The organism is Paenibacillus sp. J22R98 (assembly GCF_059383835.1).
This window is the reverse complement of record NZ_JBXENW010000021.1, coordinates 1-21,620: the sequence shown is the minus strand read 5'-3', so window position 1 is coordinate 21,620 and position 21,620 is coordinate 1. Positions and strand designations below refer to the sequence as shown.

The 21,620-nt window shown below is 49.8% G+C and carries 21 protein-coding genes and 2 tRNA genes; 20 read left to right on the top strand and 3 right to left on the bottom strand.

Going from position 1 to position 21,620, the window contains the following annotated elements; all coding sequences use genetic code 11:
- Positions 1-224 precede the first annotated feature (224 nt).
- The 13 genes from AC50Y3_RS30025 to AC50Y3_RS29965 all read left to right on the top strand — a co-directional run bounded on the left by AC50Y3_RS30025 (position 225) and on the right by AC50Y3_RS29965 (position 12,161).
- Positions 225-1,496 carry a putative glycoside hydrolase gene (locus tag AC50Y3_RS30025; protein ID WP_494822325.1) on the top strand — a complete coding sequence of 424 codons (1,272 nt, stop codon included), beginning with the start codon at positions 225-227 and terminating at the stop codon, positions 1,494-1,496.
- A gap of 145 nt (positions 1,497-1,641) precedes the next feature.
- Positions 1,642-3,099 carry an IMP dehydrogenase gene (guaB, locus tag AC50Y3_RS30020; RefSeq protein ID WP_494822324.1) on the top strand — a complete coding sequence of 486 codons (1,458 nt, stop codon included), beginning with the start codon at positions 1,642-1,644 and terminating at the stop codon, positions 3,097-3,099.
- A 162-nt stretch (positions 3,100-3,261) separates the two neighbouring features.
- Positions 3,262-4,545 (top strand): D-alanyl-D-alanine carboxypeptidase family protein, encoded by a 1,284-nt coding sequence (locus AC50Y3_RS30015; RefSeq protein ID WP_494822323.1) that lies wholly within the window; start codon positions 3,262-3,264, stop codon positions 4,543-4,545.
- 147 nt (positions 4,546-4,692) lie between these two features.
- Positions 4,693-5,574, top strand: a complete 882-nt coding sequence (gene pdxS, locus AC50Y3_RS30010; RefSeq protein ID WP_091225284.1) for a pyridoxal 5'-phosphate synthase lyase subunit PdxS — start codon at positions 4,693-4,695, stop codon at positions 5,572-5,574.
- A 23-nt stretch (positions 5,575-5,597) separates the two neighbouring features.
- Complete coding sequence (gene pdxT / locus AC50Y3_RS30005; protein WP_494822322.1) at positions 5,598-6,182, top strand: pyridoxal 5'-phosphate synthase glutaminase subunit PdxT; 585 nt, start codon at positions 5,598-5,600, stop codon at positions 6,180-6,182.
- A 121-nt stretch (positions 6,183-6,303) separates the two neighbouring features.
- Positions 6,304-7,584 carry a serine--tRNA ligase gene (gene serS / locus AC50Y3_RS30000; protein WP_494822321.1) on the top strand — a complete coding sequence of 427 codons (1,281 nt, stop codon included), beginning with the start codon at positions 6,304-6,306 and terminating at the stop codon, positions 7,582-7,584.
- 110 nt (positions 7,585-7,694) lie between these two features.
- Positions 7,695-7,783, top strand: a tRNA-Ser gene (locus AC50Y3_RS29995).
- 127 nt (positions 7,784-7,910) lie between these two features.
- Positions 7,911-8,261: a hypothetical protein gene (locus AC50Y3_RS29990; protein ID WP_494822320.1), complete on the top strand. Its 351-nt coding sequence runs from the start codon at positions 7,911-7,913 to the stop codon at positions 8,259-8,261.
- A 63-nt stretch (positions 8,262-8,324) separates the two neighbouring features.
- Positions 8,325-8,501, top strand: coding sequence for a hypothetical protein (locus tag AC50Y3_RS29985; protein ID WP_494822319.1), 177 nt, complete (start codon positions 8,325-8,327; stop codon positions 8,499-8,501).
- A 31-nt stretch (positions 8,502-8,532) separates the two neighbouring features.
- Positions 8,533-8,682, top strand: coding sequence for a small acid-soluble spore protein P (locus AC50Y3_RS29980; protein WP_494822318.1), 150 nt, complete (start codon positions 8,533-8,535; stop codon positions 8,680-8,682).
- 160 nt (positions 8,683-8,842) lie between these two features.
- Positions 8,843-9,916, top strand: coding sequence for a hypothetical protein (locus tag AC50Y3_RS29975; protein ID WP_494822317.1), 1,074 nt, complete (start codon positions 8,843-8,845; stop codon positions 9,914-9,916).
- A gap of 40 nt (positions 9,917-9,956) precedes the next feature.
- Complete coding sequence (locus tag AC50Y3_RS29970) at positions 9,957-11,435, top strand: methyl-accepting chemotaxis protein (protein WP_494822316.1); 1,479 nt, start codon at positions 9,957-9,959, stop codon at positions 11,433-11,435.
- 129 nt (positions 11,436-11,564) lie between these two features.
- Positions 11,565-12,161 (top strand): Gmad2 immunoglobulin-like domain-containing protein, encoded by a 597-nt coding sequence (locus AC50Y3_RS29965; RefSeq protein WP_494822315.1) that lies wholly within the window; start codon positions 11,565-11,567, stop codon positions 12,159-12,161.
- Positions 12,162-12,234: 73 nt separating this feature from the next.
- Here AC50Y3_RS29965 and AC50Y3_RS29960 read toward each other — a convergent pair whose 3' ends face one another.
- Together AC50Y3_RS29960 and AC50Y3_RS29955 are read right to left on the bottom strand one after the other, a co-directional pair.
- Positions 12,235-12,357, bottom strand: coding sequence for an ATP-binding protein (locus AC50Y3_RS29960; protein WP_494822314.1), 123 nt, complete (start codon positions 12,355-12,357; stop codon positions 12,235-12,237).
- A 248-nt stretch (positions 12,358-12,605) separates the two neighbouring features.
- Positions 12,606-12,682 (bottom strand) — tRNA-Arg (locus AC50Y3_RS29955).
- A gap of 251 nt (positions 12,683-12,933) precedes the next feature.
- Between AC50Y3_RS29955 and AC50Y3_RS29950 the strand changes: the two genes are divergently transcribed.
- Positions 12,934-13,206 carry a Spo0E family sporulation regulatory protein-aspartic acid phosphatase gene (locus AC50Y3_RS29950; protein WP_494822313.1) on the top strand — a complete coding sequence of 91 codons (273 nt, stop codon included), beginning with the start codon at positions 12,934-12,936 and terminating at the stop codon, positions 13,204-13,206.
- Here AC50Y3_RS29950 and tadA read toward each other — a convergent pair.
- Positions 13,112-13,597, bottom strand: coding sequence for a tRNA adenosine(34) deaminase TadA (gene tadA, locus AC50Y3_RS29945; RefSeq protein WP_494822312.1), 486 nt, complete (start codon positions 13,595-13,597; stop codon positions 13,112-13,114). The genes AC50Y3_RS29950 and tadA overlap by 95 nt on opposite strands.
- Positions 13,598-13,943: 346 nt before the next feature.
- Here tadA and AC50Y3_RS29940 point away from each other — a divergent pair, with 346 nt between their 5' ends.
- The 6 genes from AC50Y3_RS29940 (at position 13,944) to cuyB (ending at position 21,473) form a co-directional block, all read left to right on the top strand.
- On the top strand, positions 13,944-16,196 hold the full coding sequence (locus tag AC50Y3_RS29940) for a PAS domain S-box protein (RefSeq protein ID WP_494822311.1): 2,253 nt from the start codon (positions 13,944-13,946) through the stop codon (positions 16,194-16,196).
- Positions 16,197-16,246: 50 nt separating this feature from the next.
- Entirely contained in the window at positions 16,247-16,954 is a 708-nt protein-coding gene (locus AC50Y3_RS29935; protein WP_494822310.1) for an NAD(P)H-binding protein, read from the top strand.
- A 32-nt stretch (positions 16,955-16,986) separates the two neighbouring features.
- Positions 16,987-17,682, top strand: a complete 696-nt coding sequence (rluF, locus tag AC50Y3_RS29930; protein ID WP_494822309.1) for a 23S rRNA pseudouridine(2604) synthase RluF — start codon at positions 16,987-16,989, stop codon at positions 17,680-17,682.
- Positions 17,683-17,948: 266 nt separating this feature from the next.
- Positions 17,949-19,130, top strand: a complete 1,182-nt coding sequence (locus AC50Y3_RS29925) for a carboxylate--amine ligase (RefSeq protein ID WP_494822308.1) — start codon at positions 17,949-17,951, stop codon at positions 19,128-19,130.
- A gap of 83 nt (positions 19,131-19,213) precedes the next feature.
- Positions 19,214-20,698: a Mur ligase family protein gene (locus AC50Y3_RS29920; RefSeq protein WP_494822307.1), complete on the top strand. Its 1,485-nt coding sequence runs from the start codon at positions 19,214-19,216 to the stop codon at positions 20,696-20,698.
- A 73-nt stretch (positions 20,699-20,771) separates the two neighbouring features.
- The gene (cuyB, locus tag AC50Y3_RS29915) at positions 20,772-21,473 is read left to right on the top strand and encodes a cysteate racemase (protein WP_494822306.1); all 702 of its coding nucleotides are present in this window, start codon (positions 20,772-20,774) and stop codon (positions 21,471-21,473) included.
- Positions 21,474-21,620 lie beyond the last annotated feature (147 nt).

The window sequence follows — 21,620 nt, the reverse complement described above, 5'->3', positions numbered from 1 at the left end:
GACCGTTAAGCCCTCCAGCGCCGATGGTACTTGGACCGCAGGGTCCTGGGAGAGTAGGACGTTGCCAAGCACGATGAACCGACCGTATTTATACGGTCGGTTTTTTGTTGTGTTTTTATCTTATGTTTTTACCAATGCTGGGTATATCTCCTACACAAATGTATGGAAGGGCGAGCACATACTACTGGTAACGTAGTCATTCAACGTACTGGGGGTGCTAGCTGATGATGGTGATGGACGGTATGAAGAAGATGAGTATTACGTTTGTTTTGTCGGGCCTGATCGTTTGTACAGGGTGCAATTCGGCTGATCGACATGATCAAATCAGTCTTCCTCCATTAAAGCAACAAAGTCAAACCAACACCGATCTCCAACAATTGACTGTAAAACATAAAGGCAAATTAGCCCCTAGAATGAAAACAACAACGCAGCTCCGGACGAGTGAAGCTGCTGCTAGTAATCAGTCCATTGCTGCGACATCTCGCAAAGTTCATAAGCCCGAGCAGCCGGTTCGCGGGATTTATGTATCCGGCTGGGTTGCTGGCAGTAAGAAACGGATGAATGCTCTTATTGATCTGTTAGATAAAACAGACCTGAACGCCATGGTGATTGATGTGAAGAACGATTACGGACAATTGACGTATGACTCCGCGCTGCCGGCTGTGCATGCGATTGGGGCTGACCGCCATGTGGCGATAACGGATATCGAAGGGTTGATAACGAAGCTGAAGGCGAAACACATCTACGTCATCGGAAGAATCGTGACCTTCAAAGACCCGCTCTATGCGAAGATGCACCCTAGTATGGCGTTGCAGAAACAAGAAGGCGGCGTGTGGAGAGACGTGCAAGGAAAGGCATGGCTGAACCCTTTTCAGAAACAGGTACGTCAATATAACGCTGCGATCGCAGGGGAAGCAGCAACTAAAGGCTTTGATGAGATTCAATTCGATTACGTGCGTTTTCCCGATAACGGGGCAAAGGTGGATCGGGAAGTAAGTTATGGTAATCGTGGAGGGAGAACGAAGTCTGATGTGATCTCCTATTTTCTCCGTCAGGCAAGAACGAGTGTGCATAAATCCGGTGCCAGAGTATCCGCAGACGTATTTGGATTAGTAACCTCTTCTACGAATGATATGGGGATCGGCCAATCGTGGCGGGCGGTTTCGGGTGCAGTGGATGTCATTTCGCCAATGACCTACCCTTCTCACTATTCCACAGGCATGTACGGAGTGAAACAGCCGGATCTCAATCCGTACCCGATTATCAAGCAGGCGATGGTGGATGCAAAACGGCGCAATGCCATCATCCAGAGCAGTGGCAGCCAATCAACGGCAACGATCCGGCCTTGGCTGCAAAGTTTTACAGCGAGATGGGTTCATCCGCATCAGCAATATGGTGCCGCACAGGTGAATAAGCAAATCCAAGCAGCACGTGAGCAAGGGATCTATGAATTTCTGCTGTGGAGCTCGAATTGTAAGTATGATTATCGTTCGTAATATGGACAAATTCCCCCTACTCCCTTTGCCTTGACAGCCCCCTACCCCTCTGCTAATATTGCAATAATATACGCGAGCCTATTCAAAAACTAAGGTTTTGCGGGCTCGTTTTGGGAACGTAAATTGCAAGAGGAGGAACAAGTCTGTGTGGGAAAATAAATTCGCCAAAGAAGGATTAACCTTCGATGACGTACTGTTAGTGCCGCGTAAATCGGAAGTATTGCCGAGGGAAGTAGATGTATCCGTCACGCTAAGCCCGAATGTAAAGCTGAACATTCCGCTGATGAGTGCAGGAATGGACACGGTAACAGAGGCAAAGCTTGCAATTGCTATGGCGCGCGAGGGCGGCATCGGTATTATTCATAAAAACATGTCTATTGCTCAACAAGCAGAAGAAGTGGATCGTGTAAAACGTTCGGAGAGCGGCGTTATCACGAATCCTTTCTCGCTTACAGCTGACCACCATGTATATGATGCAGAGGAATTGATGGGCAAGTACCGGATCTCCGGTGTGCCTGTCGTGGATCAGAATAAGAAGCTGGTCGGGATCATTACGAACCGCGACCTTCGTTTCATTCATGATTACTCCATCAAAATCAGCGAAGTCATGACGAAAGACAATCTCGTTACGGCGCCTGTAGGTACAACGCTTCAGCAAGCTGAGATCCTGCTGCAGAAGCATAAAATCGAGAAGCTTCCTTTGGTGGATGAAACCAACACACTTAAAGGGCTTATTACCATTAAAGATATCGAGAAAGCTATTCAATTCCCGCATTCAGCAAAAGACCGTCAAGGACGTTTGCTATGCGGTGCTGCTGTCGGTATTGCGAAAGATACACCGGAACGTGCAGAAGCGCTTGTTAACGCCGGCGTTGACGTGCTTGTCATTGATACAGCTCACGGTCACCAGAAGAACGTTATCGAGATGGTGCGTTTGCTTCGCAGCAAGTACGAGGACCTCACTATTGTGGCCGGCAACGTAGCAACAGGCGAAGGTACACGTGATTTGATCCAAGCAGGAGCTTCCGTTATTAAAGTAGGTATGGGACCTGGTTCGATTTGTACGACTCGTATTATTGCGGGTATCGGTGTTCCACAGATTACGGCAATCTATGATTGTGCATCGGTTGCACGCGAATATAATGTACCGATTATTGCGGACGGCGGCATTAAGTACTCCGGTGATGTAACGAAAGCGATCGCTTCGGGTGCCAGTGCGATTATGATCGGCAGCCTGTTTGCCGGTACAGAAGAAAGCCCGGGCGAATCGGAAATCTATCAAGGTCGCCGCTTCAAGGTTTACCGCGGTATGGGCTCTATCGGCGCTATGAAAGAAGGCAGCAAGGACCGTTACTTCCAAGAGAACGAAAACAAGCTCGTTCCGGAAGGTATTGAAGGCCGCGTTGCTTATAAAGGACCATTGGCAGATACGGTTCATCAGCTTATTGGCGGACTTCGTTCCGGTATGGGCTACTGCGGCGCTTCTAATATCGATGCGCTGAAGAACGACACGCAATTCGTACGGATTACGAACGCCGGCTTGCGTGAAAGCCATCCGCATGATGTTCAAATCACGAAAGAAGCACCAAACTACTCGTTATAATCGAATGTGCTGCAGCGTTTATATTTACCTAGCAGCATAAAGTAGAACTGCCCGGCAGGAAGATGGTGGGAATCACCGTTTTCCTGTCTTTCTTTTTTTAGTAACAGCACTCTTTGTGTTACAATACTAGAGAGAATGCATGATAGAAGAGGAGAGAAGACGTTGAAACCGAAAAAGGGCTGGGTACGCTTTGTACCGACCATTTGCGCGACCGTAATTGCCACCATGCTCACTGTTAATTTAGGTTCCCACACTACTTATGCCGCAGAAGTGACTCCGAACCCGCTGGGAATAGAAGCTCGTTCAGCTGTCCTCATAGATGCAGATACCGGACAAGTGCTTTATGCCGTAGATGCGGACACCGCTTATCCGCCGGCAAGTATGACGAAGCTGATGACGGAGTATCTCGTGCTCGAAGAGATTACGGCAGGCCGCTTGAAGCTGACAGATATGGTAACGACTTCGAAAGAAGCTTCTGACATTCCTCCCGATGGTTCCGCAATTTACTTGGCTGAAGGGGATGTACATTCGGTCAAAGATTTATATATGGCGATGGCTGTCCAGTCCGCCAATGACGCTACAATTGCGCTTGCCGATCACATTTCCGGCACAGAGCAAGCTTTTGTCGTGAAAATGAACGAGACTGCGAAGGCGCTTGGGCTTACTACGGCTCATTTTACAAGTGCGACAGGTCTTGCGGAAACGACCGTTATTTCTGCAGGCGACTTGGCTAAATTCGCAAGTATTCTGGTAAAGAAGCACCCTGAATTCCTTGAGTTCGCAAGCACGCCAAGCTACAGATTCCGTGCGCGTGATAAAACAGAGATGATCAACCTGAACTGGATGCTGGAAACAAACAAGAACGTGCAATCATTCAAGCAATTTGCTTATCCGGGTGTAGATGGCATGAAAACCGGTTATATCGGTGCGGCGGGTTACTGCTTCACAGGAACTGCGAAGCGCGGCGATTTGCGATTGATTTCGGTTGTTATGGATACCGCTTCTAAATCCGCTCGTTTCGTCCAAACGGCGAAACTGTTCGACTACGGATTTAATAATTTCGAGAAAAAGACGATTGTTGCGCCCAAGACGGTTGTAGAAACGGCAAAGACGGTCAAAATAAAGAAGGGTAAATCGAAGGAAGTGCCGATCATGACGGCGTCCGACGTGACATTCCTTGTGAAAAAGAACGCAACGCCGAGCATTGAGCTCAAAAATGTTACGTTGAAATCGGAAGAAGAGCTTGTTGCTCCGATTGCAAACGGGCAAGAAGTCGGCACGGCTACGTACACGTATAAAGATCCGGATACAGGCAAGTCCATCGAGAAAACAGTCAAGCTGATTACTTCCGAGGAAGTGAAGAAGGCTAGCTGGTGGCGTCTGATGTTCCGCGCACTTGGCGGCTTTATCTCCGGCTTGTTCAAAGGGATCGTTGATTTGTTCTAGATAAATGAATAGGCAACCCGTTTACTTTGAATTGATGGTTGTCGATTTTTCTTCTATGATGTAAAATTATTGGTTAGAGCTAGCTAGTCCGGAACGATTCACATTCACGGATGACAGTGCAAAAACTTTTTGGGAGGATTCACGAACATGGAAACAGGAACTTCACGTGTAAAACGCGGTATGGCTGAAATGCAAAAAGGCGGCGTCATTATGGACGTTGCGAATGCTGAGCAAGCAAAGATTGCTGAAGCGGCAGGCGCAACGGCAGTTATGGCCCTTGAGCGTGTACCTTCTGATATTCGTGCTGCAGGCGGCGTTGCCCGCATGGGAGATCCGACAATACTTGAAGAAGTAATGAAGGTTGTTTCGATCCCGGTAATGGCGAAAGCGCGTATCGGGCATTATGTAGAAGCTCGCGTATTGGAAGCACTGGGTGCAGACTATATCGATGAGAGCGAAGTGCTCACGCCGGCAGATGAAGTATTCCATATCGACAAACGCGAGTTCACTGTACCATTCGTGTGCGGCGCGAAAGATCTTGGAGAGGCGCTTCGCCGTATTCAAGAAGGCGCAGCAATGATGCGTACAAAAGGCGAGCCGGGAACAGGCAACATCGTTGAAGCGGTTCGTCATATCCGTTTGATCACAGGTCAAATCCGTAAAGTTCAAAACCTGTCTAAGGATGAGCTGTACGCAGAAGCTAAGAACCTTGGCGTAAACTATGACTTGCTTCTGGAAGTTCACCAATCAGGTAAACTGCCGGTCGTTAACTTCGCGGCAGGCGGTGTAGCAACTCCTTCTGATGCAGCGCTTATGATGCACCTTGGCGCAGACGGCGTTTTCGTGGGATCGGGTATCTTCAAATCCGATAACCCGGAGAGATTCGCTCGCGCAATCGTTGAAGCTACAACACACTACACAGACTACAAGCTGATCGCAGAAGTGTCCAAGAACCTTGGCGCTCCTATGAAAGGTATTGAAATTTCGAAGCTGAACGCTTCCGAGCGTATGCAGGATCGCGGCTGGTAATATCGGAAAGAAGGCATGAACCGATGAAGATTGGTGTATTGGCGCTTCAAGGCGCCGTTGCGGAACATATACGAAGCATTGAAGCTGCGGGTGGCGAAGGCATCGCTGTAAAGCGGACGGAACAGCTGGAAGAGCTGGACGGTCTCATCATTCCCGGTGGAGAAAGCACAACGATTGGTAAGCTGATGCGTCAGTACGGCTTTATCGATGCGATTCGTCAATTCTCCGAGCAAGGCAAGCCGATCTTCGGCACCTGTGCAGGTCTCATCGTACTTGCAAGCCGTATTGAAGGCCAAGAGGATGCGCATTTGCAGCTGATGGACATGACCGTCGCTCGCAACGCATTCGGTCGTCAACGCGAAAGCTTCGAGACCGACTTGCCGATTAAAGGGATCGATGAGCCGGTGCGCGCGGTATTTATCCGTGCGCCGCTGATCAAAGAAGTATCGCCAGACGTGGATGTTCTATCGACGTACAATGGCGAAATTGTAACGGCACGCCAAGGGCATTTGCTGGCTTCGTCCTATCATCCGGAATTGACAGACGATTATCGTCTGCATGCGTATTTCCTCGATATGGCGAAGGAAGCGGCTGCGGCTAAAGAATAACGGGAGAAAGACTGCGTATGCGCAGTCTTTTTGCCGTTTGGGCTATAGTGGTATCGCTATCCGTATGAATGGCGCTGCAAGAGGCAATAAATGAAAATGATGAAGAGAGGGGTTACCTTTCGTGTTAGATGTTAAATTGATGCGTAATGATTTCGCTAAAGTAGAGCAAGCCTTGAAGAATCGCGGTAAATCACTTGATTTGATCGCAGGTTTCCCTGCGCTGGATGGCAAATGGCGCGATATGCTGCAGGAGACGGAGCAGCTGAAGAACCGTCGCAACACGGTATCGCAAGAGGTTGCGAAGCTGAAGAAGAGCGGCGGAGACGCGGAAGCGCTCATTCTTGAGATGCGCGAAGTCGGTGACCGCATTAAGGTGCTGGATGAAGAGATTCGTATAGCGGAGGCTGAAATTGCGGATCTTATGCTCGCGATCCCGAACATACCGAATGACTCGGTACCTGTTGGTGCATCGGAAGAAGAGAACGTGGAGATTCGCCGTCATGGGGAAGTGCCTACGTTTGATTTTGAGCCGAAGGCGCATTTTGAAGTGGCACAGGATCTAGGGATTCTGGACTTCGAGCGTGCGGCGAAAGTAACCGGTTCGCGTTTCGTATTCTACCGCGGTCTGGGCGCTCGACTGGAGCGTGCACTGATTAACTTTATGATGGACCTACATAGTGATGAGCATGGCTATGAAGAAGTGCTGCCGCCTTATATCGTTAACCGCGACAGCTTGATCGGAACCGGCCAGCTGCCGAAATTCGAAGAAGATCTCTTCAAGATTGCGGACACGGAGTATTACCTGATCCCAACCGCAGAAGTACCGGTGACGAACATTCATCGCGAGGAAATCTTGTCTGTGGAAGATTTGCCGAAGAACTTTGTGGCCTACAGCGCATGCTTCCGCTCGGAAGCCGGTTCAGCCGGACGCGATACTCGCGGTCTTATCCGCCAGCATCAATTCAACAAGATTGAGCTGGTGAAGCTGGTTAAGCCTGAGGACTCCTATGCAGAGCTCGAGAAGCTTACTGCAAACGCCGAGAAAGTGCTGCAGCTGCTTGGACTGCCTTACCGCGTGCTGACGCTCTGCACAGGCGATATGGGCTTTACATCGGCTAAGACGTACGATCTTGAAGTGTGGATCCCAAGCGGCGGCACGTACCGTGAGATATCCTCCTGCTCCAACTTCGAGGACTTCCAAGCGCGCCGCGCGAATATTCGTTACCGTCCGGAAGCGAAGAGCAAACCGGAATTCGTGCACACGCTCAATGGATCAGGACTTGCGGTAGGACGTACGGTTGCCGCGATTCTGGAAAACTTCCAGCAAGCTGACGGCACGGTTATTGTACCGAAAGTGCTGCGTCCTTACATGGGCGGATTAGACGTTATCGGACCACGTTAATACGAGCTTCCTTATAATTGGACCGCAGACGTAATTTGGAGTTGCTTATCCGATTTCGTCTGTGGTACAATACATCTTGTGACCTTTTGAAACAGGTGACTTTATACAATGGAGAGGTACCGAAGTGGTCATAACGGGGCGGTCTTGAAAACCGTTAGGGGGCAACTCCACGTGGGTTCGAATCCCACCCTCTCCGCCATAACTCTTACAAACACAGCGCTCAAGCGATCATTCGCTTGGGCGCTTTTTTCCTATTTGCTTAAACGCTGCAAGCCGCATAAAAAGGCATCCAAAGCCGCATATTATCGGCATGGAGGTGGTAAGCGATGAGCAAACACGACGACGAGTTGTCGATTGATCAACAGCAGCTGACAGCAGCATGGCAGCGTACGCTGCCAGAGACGATTCATACTGCAGACCGCGCTGAGGTTCTGCCGGATGAGGCGGATCCTAAAGCTCTACGCGTCACGATTCATACAGCAGGACACCAGATGTACACGTTTGATTTTAAAGTGACCTATGTTGACAGCCGCGAAATTCAAACAACGCTAATTGATGTGGAAAAAGACGGACGAACGGTGGATGAGCGCACGGACATTATTCAACAGCTCGTGCAGGATTATACCCGCCATATTCATGAGTGCGCACAGGCGCTGCACGGGCTGACGCATGCTTAGCGGAGGTGGAGCCTAACACCCGGCAAGGGCTGTACGCAAAGCGAAAGGCAGGAGATGCAGGCAATGACGAAGGCTAAAGGAAGCGCAGATAAAAATTTAAGCAATGTCGTAGAAGATTTGGATCAGAACCCGGTCAACAGCCATCATGCGCAGCAACTGCAGCAGGATACGAATGATCGCAGGCATCAGGATCAATTGAATCATGATGAGCCGTCTGATCTGCTACACTCCCGGAGTTAACCCGACTATTTGATTAGAGAGGTGCTATGTAATGGGTAAACCCAAGAATGTTCCCGTACCTAATCCATATGAGCAGAACTCCAAGTCCCGTTCACCGGACTCTCATCAGCAAGAGCCCCTATCCGGATCAAAGAAGACGAAGCAGGCTAATCATGTGAGCCACCACAATCCGGAAGGGTAAACGGCCGCTACTATACAATTAACGTTCAGCCCTCGGAAGCCGAAGATTCTTCGGTTGCCGGGGGTTTTTGCGCATGCGGTCATGCCATCATTTTAGCCTTTCGGATTGGGACGGGATGGGGTAAAATTGAAGGTGCTCATATGAGGAGAGGGGTTCTAAAATGAAATTGTTTAAACGGGGAACAGCCGTGCTGCTCGTGGCTTCGCTGGCCGTTCTGGCGGGGTGCAGCTCAGCGGCATCGCCTAAAGATGCGATGATGGATGCGATGGCTAACAATCAGAAAGCAACTAGCATGACATATAAGGGTACATTGACTATTAACGATTTGGTGCTGCCTCCAGCGGCGGCAGATGCTGCAGGGAAAGCGAATTCGGCCATGACATCGATGATGCTTTCGCTCTTGAAAGGCGCTGTCATCAACGTACATGGTTCGGTTCAGAAGTCGCCGCAGCGCGCGGAACTAACGATGGATATTGCGCTTGGCAGCGGCGATGTGAAACTGAACGCATCCATTCCGATGATCATTACCGAGGATAAAACTTGGATTAAGGTACCGCAAATTCCGGGTCTTCCGCTGCCGGAGAGCATTGCAGGCAAATTCGTGGAAATCGATATGAAGAAGCTTGAGCAGGAGCAAGGTACTGCCGATGTTGCGGCCTCCCCGCAAGCGGGACAAGATCTCTTGAAGGCGCTGGTGGACAGCTTAGATGAGAAAACGTACTTCAGCGAGCCTGAAGCCGCGGATGTGAAAGGTTTGGCTGCCGATCATAAAGTCGATCAGCTCGTTCGCTTCTCGATTAACGAGAAGAATGTTGAAGCTGCATGGACGGCGATTATGGAGAAGGCGGCGCCTCAGATCATTGATATTTTGCTCAAAAACGAGGCTTACATGAAGCTGTTCAAGCTGAACAAGGCCGACTTAGAGGCTGCCAAGAAGGAGCTGGATGGCAAAGAGGACGGAAAGGTCAAAGCAGCTGTTGAAGAGATGAAGAAAACGATCAAGATTAATCAGCTGGACGTGACCGGCGGAATTACAGACGATTATTTGACTTATGAGGGCATGGACCTGAATGTAGAGTCGACTGATTCCGCACAAGGAATGAAGCTTGGCATTCATTTCGACCTCTCCTTGGACGATATAAATAAGGAGATTAAATTTGAGTATGAGCTGCCGAAAGACGCGGTGCCTGTAGAGAAGATCCAGGAGATGCTGGGCCTGCCAAGCGGTTCGTAGAACGGGTTTAATCCTACTTTGATATTGGGTAGGGGTTGGGATGATGACACAGTCAGAATTGCAGGTCGCGGATTTATTTTATCGAAATCGTATTGTGTTTATGGGGTTGATCGCGTCATCGATTATTTCGGTTGGCAGCGTGATCGGGCTGAATTTAATACCGGGTGTCGGTAAATGGATGATTCTCGCTATTTCCGTCGTGCTGCTCGCGGTTCTTGGGGTTATGCTGACGCGTAAGGCGGGAATGCACATTTTCCCTTACGTCGCTGTCGGCGGGAGCGCGGCACTGACGCTTTATCTTATGTTCGATGTCGTATCGATTACGAATTTCTTCTCGGTCTATTACATTGTAGCCATTGCGGTTATTTATATGAGATGGACGCCGCTGCTGTTGGGACTCGGTATCGGATTGTTCATGAATATTTACGTGCTGATCGTACAAGGGCCGGAGCTTGCTGAACAGCTGAGTTCCAGCACGGCGATTGGGATCTTCGTTTACTTCGGACTTGTGAGCGCGCTTCTGATTGCGCTGGTTAAAGCGGGGAAGTACTTCGCCGCTCAAATGGAAACGATGCGTGCACAGTCTGAGGTGGTAACAAAGCAGCAGACGGCTCAGAAAGAGCAATTGCTTGCGCAGGTGGAGTCGATTGCAAGCAATTTGATGCAGATCACGGAAGCCAGCGAAGCGAATCAAGCTTCGTTCCGCGAGATGACGCATGCTTTCCAGGAGATTACGGAAGGCGCGAACACGCAGGCTTCCTCTACATCGGATATTTCGAGATTGGTGCAAGAAACGCATGACCGACTGGAGACAATGAACAACTCGCTTTATCAGCTTGAAGCCCAGTCCTCGACGGCCAGCAGTTCTACTACAAGCGGCGGCGAGAAAATGGACGAGCTCTACGAGACGATCTCGCAGTTCCAGCACTCGGTTCAAAATATGTCCGAGCAGATGGCGGCTCTGGATGGCGTTATCGGCCACGTCAGCGAGTTTACGGAATCGATCGTCCGGATCGCGAGTGAAACGAACCTGCTTGCGCTTAACGCAAGCATCGAAGCGGCAAGAGCCGGTGAAACCGGTCGCGGTTTCGCTGTTGTAGCGGGTGAGGTGCGTAAGCTGGCTGAGCTCTCCGCTGGGACGGCAGATGCCATTTCGGAGCAGCTGGAGAGTATGCAGAAACAAGCGGACGCCACGCGGGGCTTGATGAACGGGATTGGCAAGCAGATGGCATCCAGCAGCCGAATCACGACCGATACGCGCGAAGCGTTCGAGGTCGTGCGTCAAACGGTGGAGCAGCTTGCACAGTCGCTGGAGCATTACCGCGATAACATGACCGCGATCCGCGGTGCCAGCAGCTCGATCGAGAGCGCAACGGAGAACGTGGCTGCGGTTAGCCAGCAGTCCTCCGCCACGCTGGAGGAGCTGTCCGCAACGATTACTACGCTCGCGGAGCAAAACGAGCGTACGCTGCAGCGCATCAAGGAGACAAGCGGTTCCGTACAATCGCTGGTGGGTTAATTGGGAAAGCCTTCAACATTACTCGTGATGTTGGGGGCTTTTTTGCATGGGTAAGTGTCGATGTTCCCGCATAGGATGTACTATCAGTAGTCCAATTTGGGCGACGCCCATGAAAAGAGTGTGAAGGCGATGAAGCATATTCGTGGATTCATAGTCGGTGCATTAGCCGGCAGTATGATCATGATGGCTATGCCGACAGTAGGTGCAGCGGTGAAGCAATATCTATTGGGCGATGCCGCTTACCCGATTGTGGTGAACGGTACAACCTACGAGGACGAGAGCCTGCCAATTATGAATTATAAGGGAAGCACCTATGTGCCGCTGCGAGCAGTGGGTGATTTGCTTGGTGCAGGCGTAGAGTGGAACAGCACGCTGAGGCAGGTGGAGATATCCAGTAGTACCGGTGGATCATCTACGCAAAATAATGCCTTCCGTAACGTCCAGGTCAGCGGGAGCGGGGGCAAGTATAAGGTAACAGGCGAGGCGAGAGTGTTCGAGGCGATGATGAATTATGCCGTGGAGGACGGACACAACTACTTGCTGGAGAAGAACTATATGCTTAGCGAAGGTGCGCCGGCCTGGTCGACATTCGAGCTTAGCATCGTGATTCCAGCGAATAAGCTGCCGAAGAACGGAACCTTAATGCTGCAGATCTTCGAGTATAGTGCGAAGGACGGCAGTAAGGTGAATGTGCTTAATATGCCGCTTGAGACGTTTATGGAGTGAGCGAGTGAGTGTTGCATAGAGAAAGGGCCCTCCTAATCAGGAGGGCCTTTTCTATGCAGCTTATAAGCGATAACTATTTGCCCGCGGCGGCCAATGGCAGTTGGAGCGAGAATATGGTCCTCTCGTTCGGTACACTGCGCGCAGTGATTTTTCCTTTATGCTGCTCCGTAATTGATTTGGCGATGGCCAAGCCCAAGCCGTGGCCACCTTGCTTGCGAGAGCGAGAGGCGTCGGCACTCGCAAGATGACCGAAGGCGAGGCGAGAACGCAGAATCAAGAAACGTAGGCTAATAGGAGTAATCCACAGGCAAGGGCGCGAGGAATAGACAAGGGACAGGCCGGCGTAAAGCCGGCCTTTTCTTGCAAGGCATAAAAAAATCTTCTACGCAAAATCCGTAGAAGATCAATATTAACGCTATATTGTAGCTCAAAGGTTTCGAAGAATGGCGCGCCCGATACGATTCGAACGTACGACCTGCAGTTTAGGAAACTGTCGCTCTATCCTGCTGAGCTACGGGCGCGCGGCAAGGATAATAATAGCATGAATTTCAAATCAGGCGCAAGCAAGTCTATTAGTCCTAATACAGCCGCGAGGGAGTGAGAAAATAGTCCTGAAATAGGGACTTTATGATGAAAGGTGTCGAAACTTTACGCCATTATCGGGAGAAATTGTCGACAAGATTTTACAAAAATAATAGCTTGCACCATATATAATGAAATTAGTTACTAACTGTAACTAAGTAGATGCGATAGGAGATGTACCAAGGGCGTCATGAATGACAAAATGAACCTACTCCATGAGTTGCAGGTGCTTCGTACAAAGCTGTTCGAAATGGCTGAAGCCCGCGGAAGTTTAACTGACCCTGAGGTACTTGCAATAAGTGAAGCAGCCGATGAACTTATCGTAACGCTACAACAGATTCAGAAAGAAGAGCTGGTGTGCGATGCCACTAGATACGCTTTCTCAGACGACGGAAAAAGAGGGTTAATAAATCCGAACATTCTTGCTGCATCAGACCGCCAAGAAGCTCAGTCTCATGATTGAAGCGGGGCTCCTGCAGTAAATTCATTAACGTACCGGCGCAGCCTGCCTTGGGGTCGGTTGTGCCGTACACGACTTTTCGAATACGACTCTGCACCAGTGCGCCCGCACACATCGGACAAGGCTCCAGCGTCACATAGAGCGTGCAGTCCAGCAGCCGCCACGCATTCAAATGCTTGCTAGCCTCCCGAATGGCGATCATCTCCGCATGCGCGGTCGGATCTAAATTCGTCTCCCTCAGATTATAGCCCCTGCCGATCACTTCGCCATCCTTCACTATGACCGCGCCAATAGGCACCTCACCGATTTCTTCCGCTTTCTTCGCTTCCAGGATCGCTTCCTGCATCCACTTATAATCTTCTTCCCGAAAAAAATCCGTCCCAATTGCTGTCATGAATTAAGCCTCCAGCCCTGTTCTATATGATGAGTTATACCCATTCGACGTTAATCGACTGTCGAATTGTGCCGCGAACAAATATTCGTTGTTAACAGGTTGTGCATAGATTTGTGGATAACTTTCGATTATTCACAGTTCTGTACACAAACTATTAACTTGGCCTGTGAATATGGGGAAAAACATGTGTATAACTATTGGTGATATCAACATATCGAGTATCGTAACCGACTGCTTTTACACATTTTACAGAGGAAATGATGCACAAGATTGCTTTCATTTTATGCCAATTATGGTATGATCCAAGTAGCTGTCCACAGGCTGGTGTTAAAGGATGTGTCGCATATTGTCGGTCAAAACTAAACTATCTGTCATGATTTCGTTGATTGTATTTGTGCTGCTCGTTCTAAATGTGATTCTGAACGAATATTCGACGCGGGTCAATCTAAGAAACGACATTCAGCTCAAAATGATGTCGATCAGTCAGCAGGTTGCGGCAAACGTCATTCAAAATACGAGAGAAGTCGAGTTTGTGCAAACCGTTTTGTCCGATAAGATGAAGTTGGCATCGTTCTCTGCTGCCAGTCAGCTGCCTTATCATGCCGACGAGGTCACGTACGAGCAGCTGAGACAGGTTTCGGAGCATGTCGGCGTCTCAAGTATGTCCTTGCTGAAGCAGAAAGGCGATAAGTACTACGTCGTTCAATCGACGAATCCGCCTGAGATCGGCGATGTCAGTAATGTTTGGGCTGCGCACAAATCTCAAACGATCGAGCAGGAGACGCTCGATTATGAATTTTGGATAGGACCGGACAAGCTGACGCTGACCGACAATACCATTCTGGGTCAAGAAAGCTTTTATACCGACCGCAACTTGGACTATATCATTCGGTTTTATATGAAAAGCGATCAATTTACAGATCTTCGCAAGATCGCGCATACGACTTCATTGTTAGCAGAACTGAAGACGGGTAATCCGACGATACTGGAAATCACGGGATTTAATCCGGATTTGTTTGGCGTGGAGCCCATTAAGAAAATCCCTTCTATTATGAGCATCGAGCAGTTGAAGGATAGAGCGGTTTCGTTCGGCAGTTATGAATACGGAGAAATAGAGAAGGATAAGAAGAGTATTAAGGAATCATTGCAGGGCAAAATGGTGTTCCGCGAAGAGACGATTAACGATCATGAGGTAATTAAGAGCTTTATTGCGCTGAAGGAACCAGTTCCTTACGTAATTGGACTCGTGCTCGACAAGAGGCCGATTATGAAGCTGACGGATGAACAACGCAATAATCAAATTTTTATTTCGATTGTGCTTCTGATTGTGGTTGTCTTCTGCAGCTATTGGTTATCGGATATTTTGCTGCGGCCGGTCCGTTCGATTCTGTGGAAGGTCAACGAGGTGTCCTTCGGGAGATTCGACGATACCATTGAGGTCAAGCGGAAGGATGAATTAGGGCAGTTGGCGCAGCGCGTTAATGCGATGTCGAAGAACCTAAACATCTATATGACTAAGCTCAAAATGGCGTTCGAAGAGAACCGATCCATGAAAGAATATTTGGAATCATTCATTAATCATACAACAGATGCCATCCATGTCGTGGATTTGGAAGGCCGCATTACGCAGGTGAATCGGGCATTCGAGCAATTGTTCGGTTATACGACGGAGGAGGCGCTTGGCCAGATGCTTCCGCTCGTACCGGAGCATCTGTACGAAGAAGAGCAGAAGACGATGGAGCTGCTCAAAGCGGGTAAACCGCTTGCGGCTCGGGAGACGCTGCGTGTAACGAAGAGCGGCGAATGGATATCCGTGAGTGCAACGACATCACCGATCCACGATAAGCATGGAGAGCTCCGTGCCATCGCGAGCATTACGCGCGATATGACAAGCCGCAATAAGATGGAGGAGCTGCTGCGCAGGTCGGAGAAGCTCACGACAGTCGGCCAATTGGCAGCCGGTGTAGCGCATGAGATTCGAAATCCGCTTACGACGCTGCGAGGGTTCCTACAGCTGCAGCTTGAAACCGAGAAGCTCAATACACGGCATGTGGATATTATGCTCTCGGAGCTCGATCGTATTAATTTGATCGTCGGCGAGTTTCTGATTCTGGCCAAACCGCAGGCGACACGCTTCGAGGTGAAGGATGTCCGCTTTATACTCGGCGATGTCATCTCCCTGCTCGATAGCCAGGCACATCTGTGCGATGTTGAGTTCGAGACGTATTTTGACCAAGCGAATTGCCGTATCTCGTGTGAAGAGAACCAGTTGAAGCAAGTATTTATCAATGTGCTCAAGAATGCGATCGAAGCGATGCCGGAAGGCGGGCGGATCACGATCGAAGCAAGGCGGCATGATCAGCATCATGTCAACGTATCCATTACGGATGAAGGTATCGGCATCCCCGAGGAGCGGATCGCGAAGCTGGGTGACCCGTTCTATACCGATAAGGATATGGGAACCGGGCTTGGTATCATGGTCAGCCAGCGCATTATTCAGACACATCATGGGATGCTGGAGATCAAAAGCAAAGTGAACGTGGGTACGACGGTGAACATTATTCTGCCGCTTACCAAAGAGCTGGCGCTCGAAGCTTAAGCAGTCCGGAAACATGGGATAGGAACAATCCATACAAGAAGGTGATAGGCATGGAGGCATCGGCGCCGTACAAAGCGCTGCTGGTTGGAGCTACCGGTCTTGTGGGCGATTTACTACTGCGGCAATTGCTGCAAGACAGCAGATGCAGTGCCGTTACTATTCTCGTCCGTAGGCCGCTCCGTCCTGCTGCAGGCGAGATGGGCTCGGATAGAAAGCTGACGGTGATCACAGCTGACTTCGACCGCATGGATGAGGCACTGGCCGGAGTAGAAACGGATGTCGTATTCTGCACACTGGGCACTACAATTAAGAAGGCGAAGACGCAAGAAGCATTCCGTCAGGTGGACTTGGAGTATCCGGTAGCGCTTGGGGAATGGGCCGAGCGGCACGGGGCGGCTAAACTGATCATCGTCTCCGCCACTGGAGCCAGTGCATCGTCCTCGATCTTCTATAACCGGGTCAAAGGCGAGATGGAGGCTCAGCTTGGCACGCTTGGTTTAAGGGAGCTGCATATTCTGCGGCCTTCTCTGCTGCTGGGGAAGCGGGAAGAGTTCCGGTTAGGGGAGCGGGCCGCAATCTGGCTTAGTCCGCTGCTCAAGCTCATCATGCAAGGCGGGCTTCGTAAATACCGGCCTGTTGAAGCAGAGGATGTGGCAGCATTTATGGTGAGCCTAGCGGCTGCGGCTGCAGTCCCGGAAGCGGGAACTTTCGTAAAAATCTATGAAAATGACGAAATACAAGCTAAAATACAGCTATAAGAAGCACTTTTCATGCGGGGTGAACACGGCAGTTGAGGATTAACAAGTTTATTAGCGAAACAGGCTATTGTTCCAGACGTGAAGCAGATAAGTTGGTAGAGAGCGGCCGCGTTTCCATTAATGGCGTCACTGCTGAGCTTGGCAGCCAAGCGGAGCTGGGTGACGATGTACGGATCGATGGGAACGTGATCGGCGAGCAGAAAGGCCATGTTTATATTGCTCTGAACAAGCCGGTTGGCATTACAAGTACAACGGAGTCGCAGGTTGAGGGCAATATTGTCGAATATATCGGGCATCCGGAGCGGATTTTCCCGATTGGCCGACTGGACAAGGATTCGGAAGGGTTGATCCTGCTTACGAATGATGGCGATATCGTCAACCGAATTCTCCGGGCAGAAGGCAAACACGAGAAGGAATATATCGTGACCGTAGACCGGCCTGTCACGCCAAGATTTCTGAAGGCGATGAGCGAGGGCGTTCGTATATTAGGCGCGATGACGCTGCCTTGTAAGGTAGAGAAGGAAGGCGACCGCGTATTCCGGATTACGCTGACCGAAGGAAAGAACCGCCAGATTCGGCGGATGTGCCAGACGTTCGACTATAATGTCAGGAAGCTGCGCCGCGTTCGGATCATGAATATTCATCTTGGCCAACTGGCGACGGGCAAATGGCGTGACCTAACGAATAGCGAGCTGAAGGAGCTATTTACACTGCTTAACTATCAGTAAAGTTCGACGGTTTCCCGGGAAATAATGAAGAAACCAACATCGTCCGACAATGAGGTCGGCGGTGTTGGTTTCTTGTAAATCTAAGCAACGTGTAGGAGTCACTATGCGTTGCTTAGACTCGTTTAAACGGTCGATTTTACCTTTATAGCAAGCAATAATAACATTTGTAATCCTAGAATACATGAAGTAAAATTATAAATGATTGTCACCGCTTTGCATAGAGGTATTTATAAAAAAATATATTCAAACAGGATGTGCGTTTGTTAATGAGCAACAAGGCCGTCATATTGGGATGTAATTATTATATAGGTTTAAGCACGATTCGTTGCTTAGGGATTCATGGCATACATACGGTTGCTGTCGATTATACGGATAAAAACACGTACGCCGTGAAGTCCAAATATTGCTCGGAGCGGCTGATTGCGCCTCATTATAAAGAAGACCCGAAAGGGTTTATTCAATTTCTGAAGGATTATGCGGACAAGCAGAGCGTGAAGCCCGTTCTCATTCCTTGCCACGATTCCTATGTAGAAGTAGTGGACGAGTATCTTGATGAGCTGAGAGAGAGTTTCTTGATCCCGCAGACGGAGAAAGGCCTCTACACGAAGCTGATGAACAAGGAAACGCTTCAGCGGATTGCACTGGAGATGGGTGTTGCGGTTCCGGAGACGGTGCGCGTTGGCGAAGACAATTTTCAAGAGAAAATCGATACGATTATTCAATATCCATGCATTATCAAACCCGTTGATTCGCCTTCATTCGTAGCAAAATTCCGCAAGAAGCTGTTCAAGGTGAATAACCAAGCGGAGCTGGAGGCGGCGATTGCACGATCACATGAGGCGGGCCTTGAAGTTATCGTACAGCGCATCATTCCGGGCTTCGATGATCATATGTATACGTTCGACGCCTATATGAACCAGGACGCGAAAGTGACGCACTGGGTAACCTGCCAGAAATTCCGCCAGTATCCGATTAACTTCGGCGCTTCCGTATATACGGGACAACGGTATGTTCCTGAGCTGTATGACCTGGGTGCCAAATTCTTCGAAGCCGTGAAGTTCAAAGGTTTCGCTGAGATCGAATTCAAGAAGGATGCCGTTACAGGCCAGTTCTACTTAATCGAAATTAACGTTCGGATTACGAATTTAAATAACCTGTTGTTCCGCACGGGCGTGAATATTCCTTACATTACGTACCGCGAGCTGACAGGCTCGCCGCTGCCTCCGCATGCGGTGAAGAAGGATACGAATCTTGTATTCTGGTACGCGTATGAGGATCTATTGGCAGTCCGAAACTATATTAAGACGAAGCAGCTTACCGTTGGACAAGTTATCGCCTCGTACTTCAAGCCGAAGGCGCATGCGATCTGGGATTGGAAAGATCCGAAGCCGGCTTTCGCGTTCCTAGGCATGCTTGCAGGCAAAGCATTTGGCAGATTCAGCAGATAATCGAAGATCGATTACAAAGCAGGCACTACTTTAAGACGGACGTCAGCGTGGTGCTTCGCGGGTAGAAAGAAGGGATTCATTCTATGACTAGATTACAGGAGCTGCTTCAAGCGACCGAGATTATCGAGTCGTTTCAGGCGGAAGATCTCACGATCACCGGCATTTCTTATCATTCACAGAAGGTGTCACCGGGACACCTATTCGTCTGTATAACAGGTTATAGCACCGATGGTCACAAATATTTGCGCGATGCGGTTAGAAGCGGCGCGGTTGCTGCAATCGTTGAGTACATTCAAGAGGATGTGCCGATTCCGCAATATGTCGTGCCTAACAGCCGTATTGCGATGGCGCAGCTGGCGGATGCTTACTTCGGTCATCCGTCCTCGAAGCTGAAGATGATCGGGATTACGGCTACCAACGGAAAAACAAGCACGACCTATATGACCAATGCGATTCTGGAGCATCATGGTCTCAAGACCGGTCTAATGGGTACGGTTGTAATCAAAATCGATGATGTAAAGATCCCATCCGAGCTGACGACGCCGGAATCGCTTGATTTGCAGTCCTACCTAGGGCAAATGGTCGAGCGCGACGTGACGCATGTCAGCATGGAAGTTTCTTCGGCGGCGCTGGAGTCGCACCGGGTAGAGACGGTGGATTACGATATCGTTTGCTTCAATAACTTAAGCCGCGAGCATATTGATTCTCATGGAACGTTCGAGAATTATTTTGAGGCTAAGGCGGGCTTGATTAAACGGGCTGGCGAGCATAGCTATGCGGTTCTTAATTTGGATAACGAGTATTCGGCCTCGCTAGTGGACAAGACGCGCGCGAAGGTCGTGACGTACGGACTGAAGAGCGACGAAGGTACGCTGCACTGCAAGGATTTAGATTTGTCGACCGGACGCGCTAAGTTTACGGTTGAAATCAGAAAGCCATTCGAAGGGGACGGAGTCGCGTACACGCCTAGCGAGTTCCGCGTAGAGCTGCGCATTCCGGGTCTGCATTCGGTCTATAACTCCATGGCGGCTATCGCCATCGCACTGCTGTGCGGCGTTCCGATTGCAACCATTCAAGAGACGCTGCGGACCTTCGGCGGTGTTGAGCGCAGATTCGAGTTTATTCACGAGGATGAGTTCATCATGATCGATGATCATTTTGCCAATCCGGGGAACATCGACGTGACGCTGGAAACGCTGCGGTACATGGACTATGAACAGTGCCACTTTGTCTATGCGATTCGGGGCAATCGGGGTCCGATCATTAATCGGGAGAACGCAGAAGCGATTGTGAAATGGATGAACCGTCTCGAGATGAATGAAATTATCGCGACGCGCAGTGAGTCCCATGTGAACAAGAACAATACGGTTTCCGACGAGGAAGCGGATGTGTTCATGGAAGTGATGGCGGAAGCGAACATTGACGTGAAGCTGTATCGCGAGCTGCCGGATGCCATCTCTTATGCGCTGTCCAAGGCAGAACGTGGTGATTTGATTCTGCTGGCGGGCTGTCAAGGGATGGACCCCGGAGCAGAAATCGCATTAAAGCTGCTGAAGGATGCGAAGTAGGCGGTTTCGGAGCAAGGCCAAGAAGGGTAACGAATTACGAACGCTATAGATTAACTCATATAAAGTAGGTTGAATGATGGAACAGAGAAGTCGGTTAGGTGTACTAGGCGGAATGGGGCCGAAGGCGACGAGCGTATTTATCGATCAAATTATCGAAAGTACGGTTGCAGACAGAGATCAGGATCATATCGATATGGTCATACTCAATCATGCTTCGCTTCCGGATCGAACTCATGTCATTCTTGAGAATAGTCCCGAACAGTTTCTGCGTGAGATTGAGAAGGATATCCGGCTGCTGGAATACGCAGAGGTATCCAATATCGCAATTCCGTGCAACACTGCGCACTACTACGTAACCGAGATGCAGCAGATGACGCAGATTCCGATCATCAACATGGTTGAGGAGTCGATCAAAGTCATCCACGAGGCTTACGGCGACGGCTGTAAGGTCGGCATTCTCGCAACGAACGGGACGCTGCACAGCGGTATCTACAGTGAATCTGCACGTAAGCACAAGCTGGTGCCGCATCTGCCGTCTGATACGATGCAGCAGCAAATTATGAATATGATCTACAAGGATATCAAACGCGGCGTTCAAATCGACCCGCAGGAGCTTGAGGATATCATTCATCAGTTGATTACGGAAGATGGCTGTCAGTGCATTATTATCGCTTGCACGGAGCTGTCGATTGTTCCGCTTAGTGAAGGAACGAAGCAGCACTGCGTCGACGCGATGGACGTGCTGGTGAAGCGCTCCATTGAGCTGTCCCTATAAACTCGCAGGCAACAAAAAAACCGTCAGGACTTAGAGGGGACTGACCCCCGTTCATGAGACAGGGATCAAAACACCTTTCAAGTTAAGCAGCCAGTCGTCGGAAATCAACCGGCGACTGGTTATTTAGTTTCGTTTGAATACGAATTG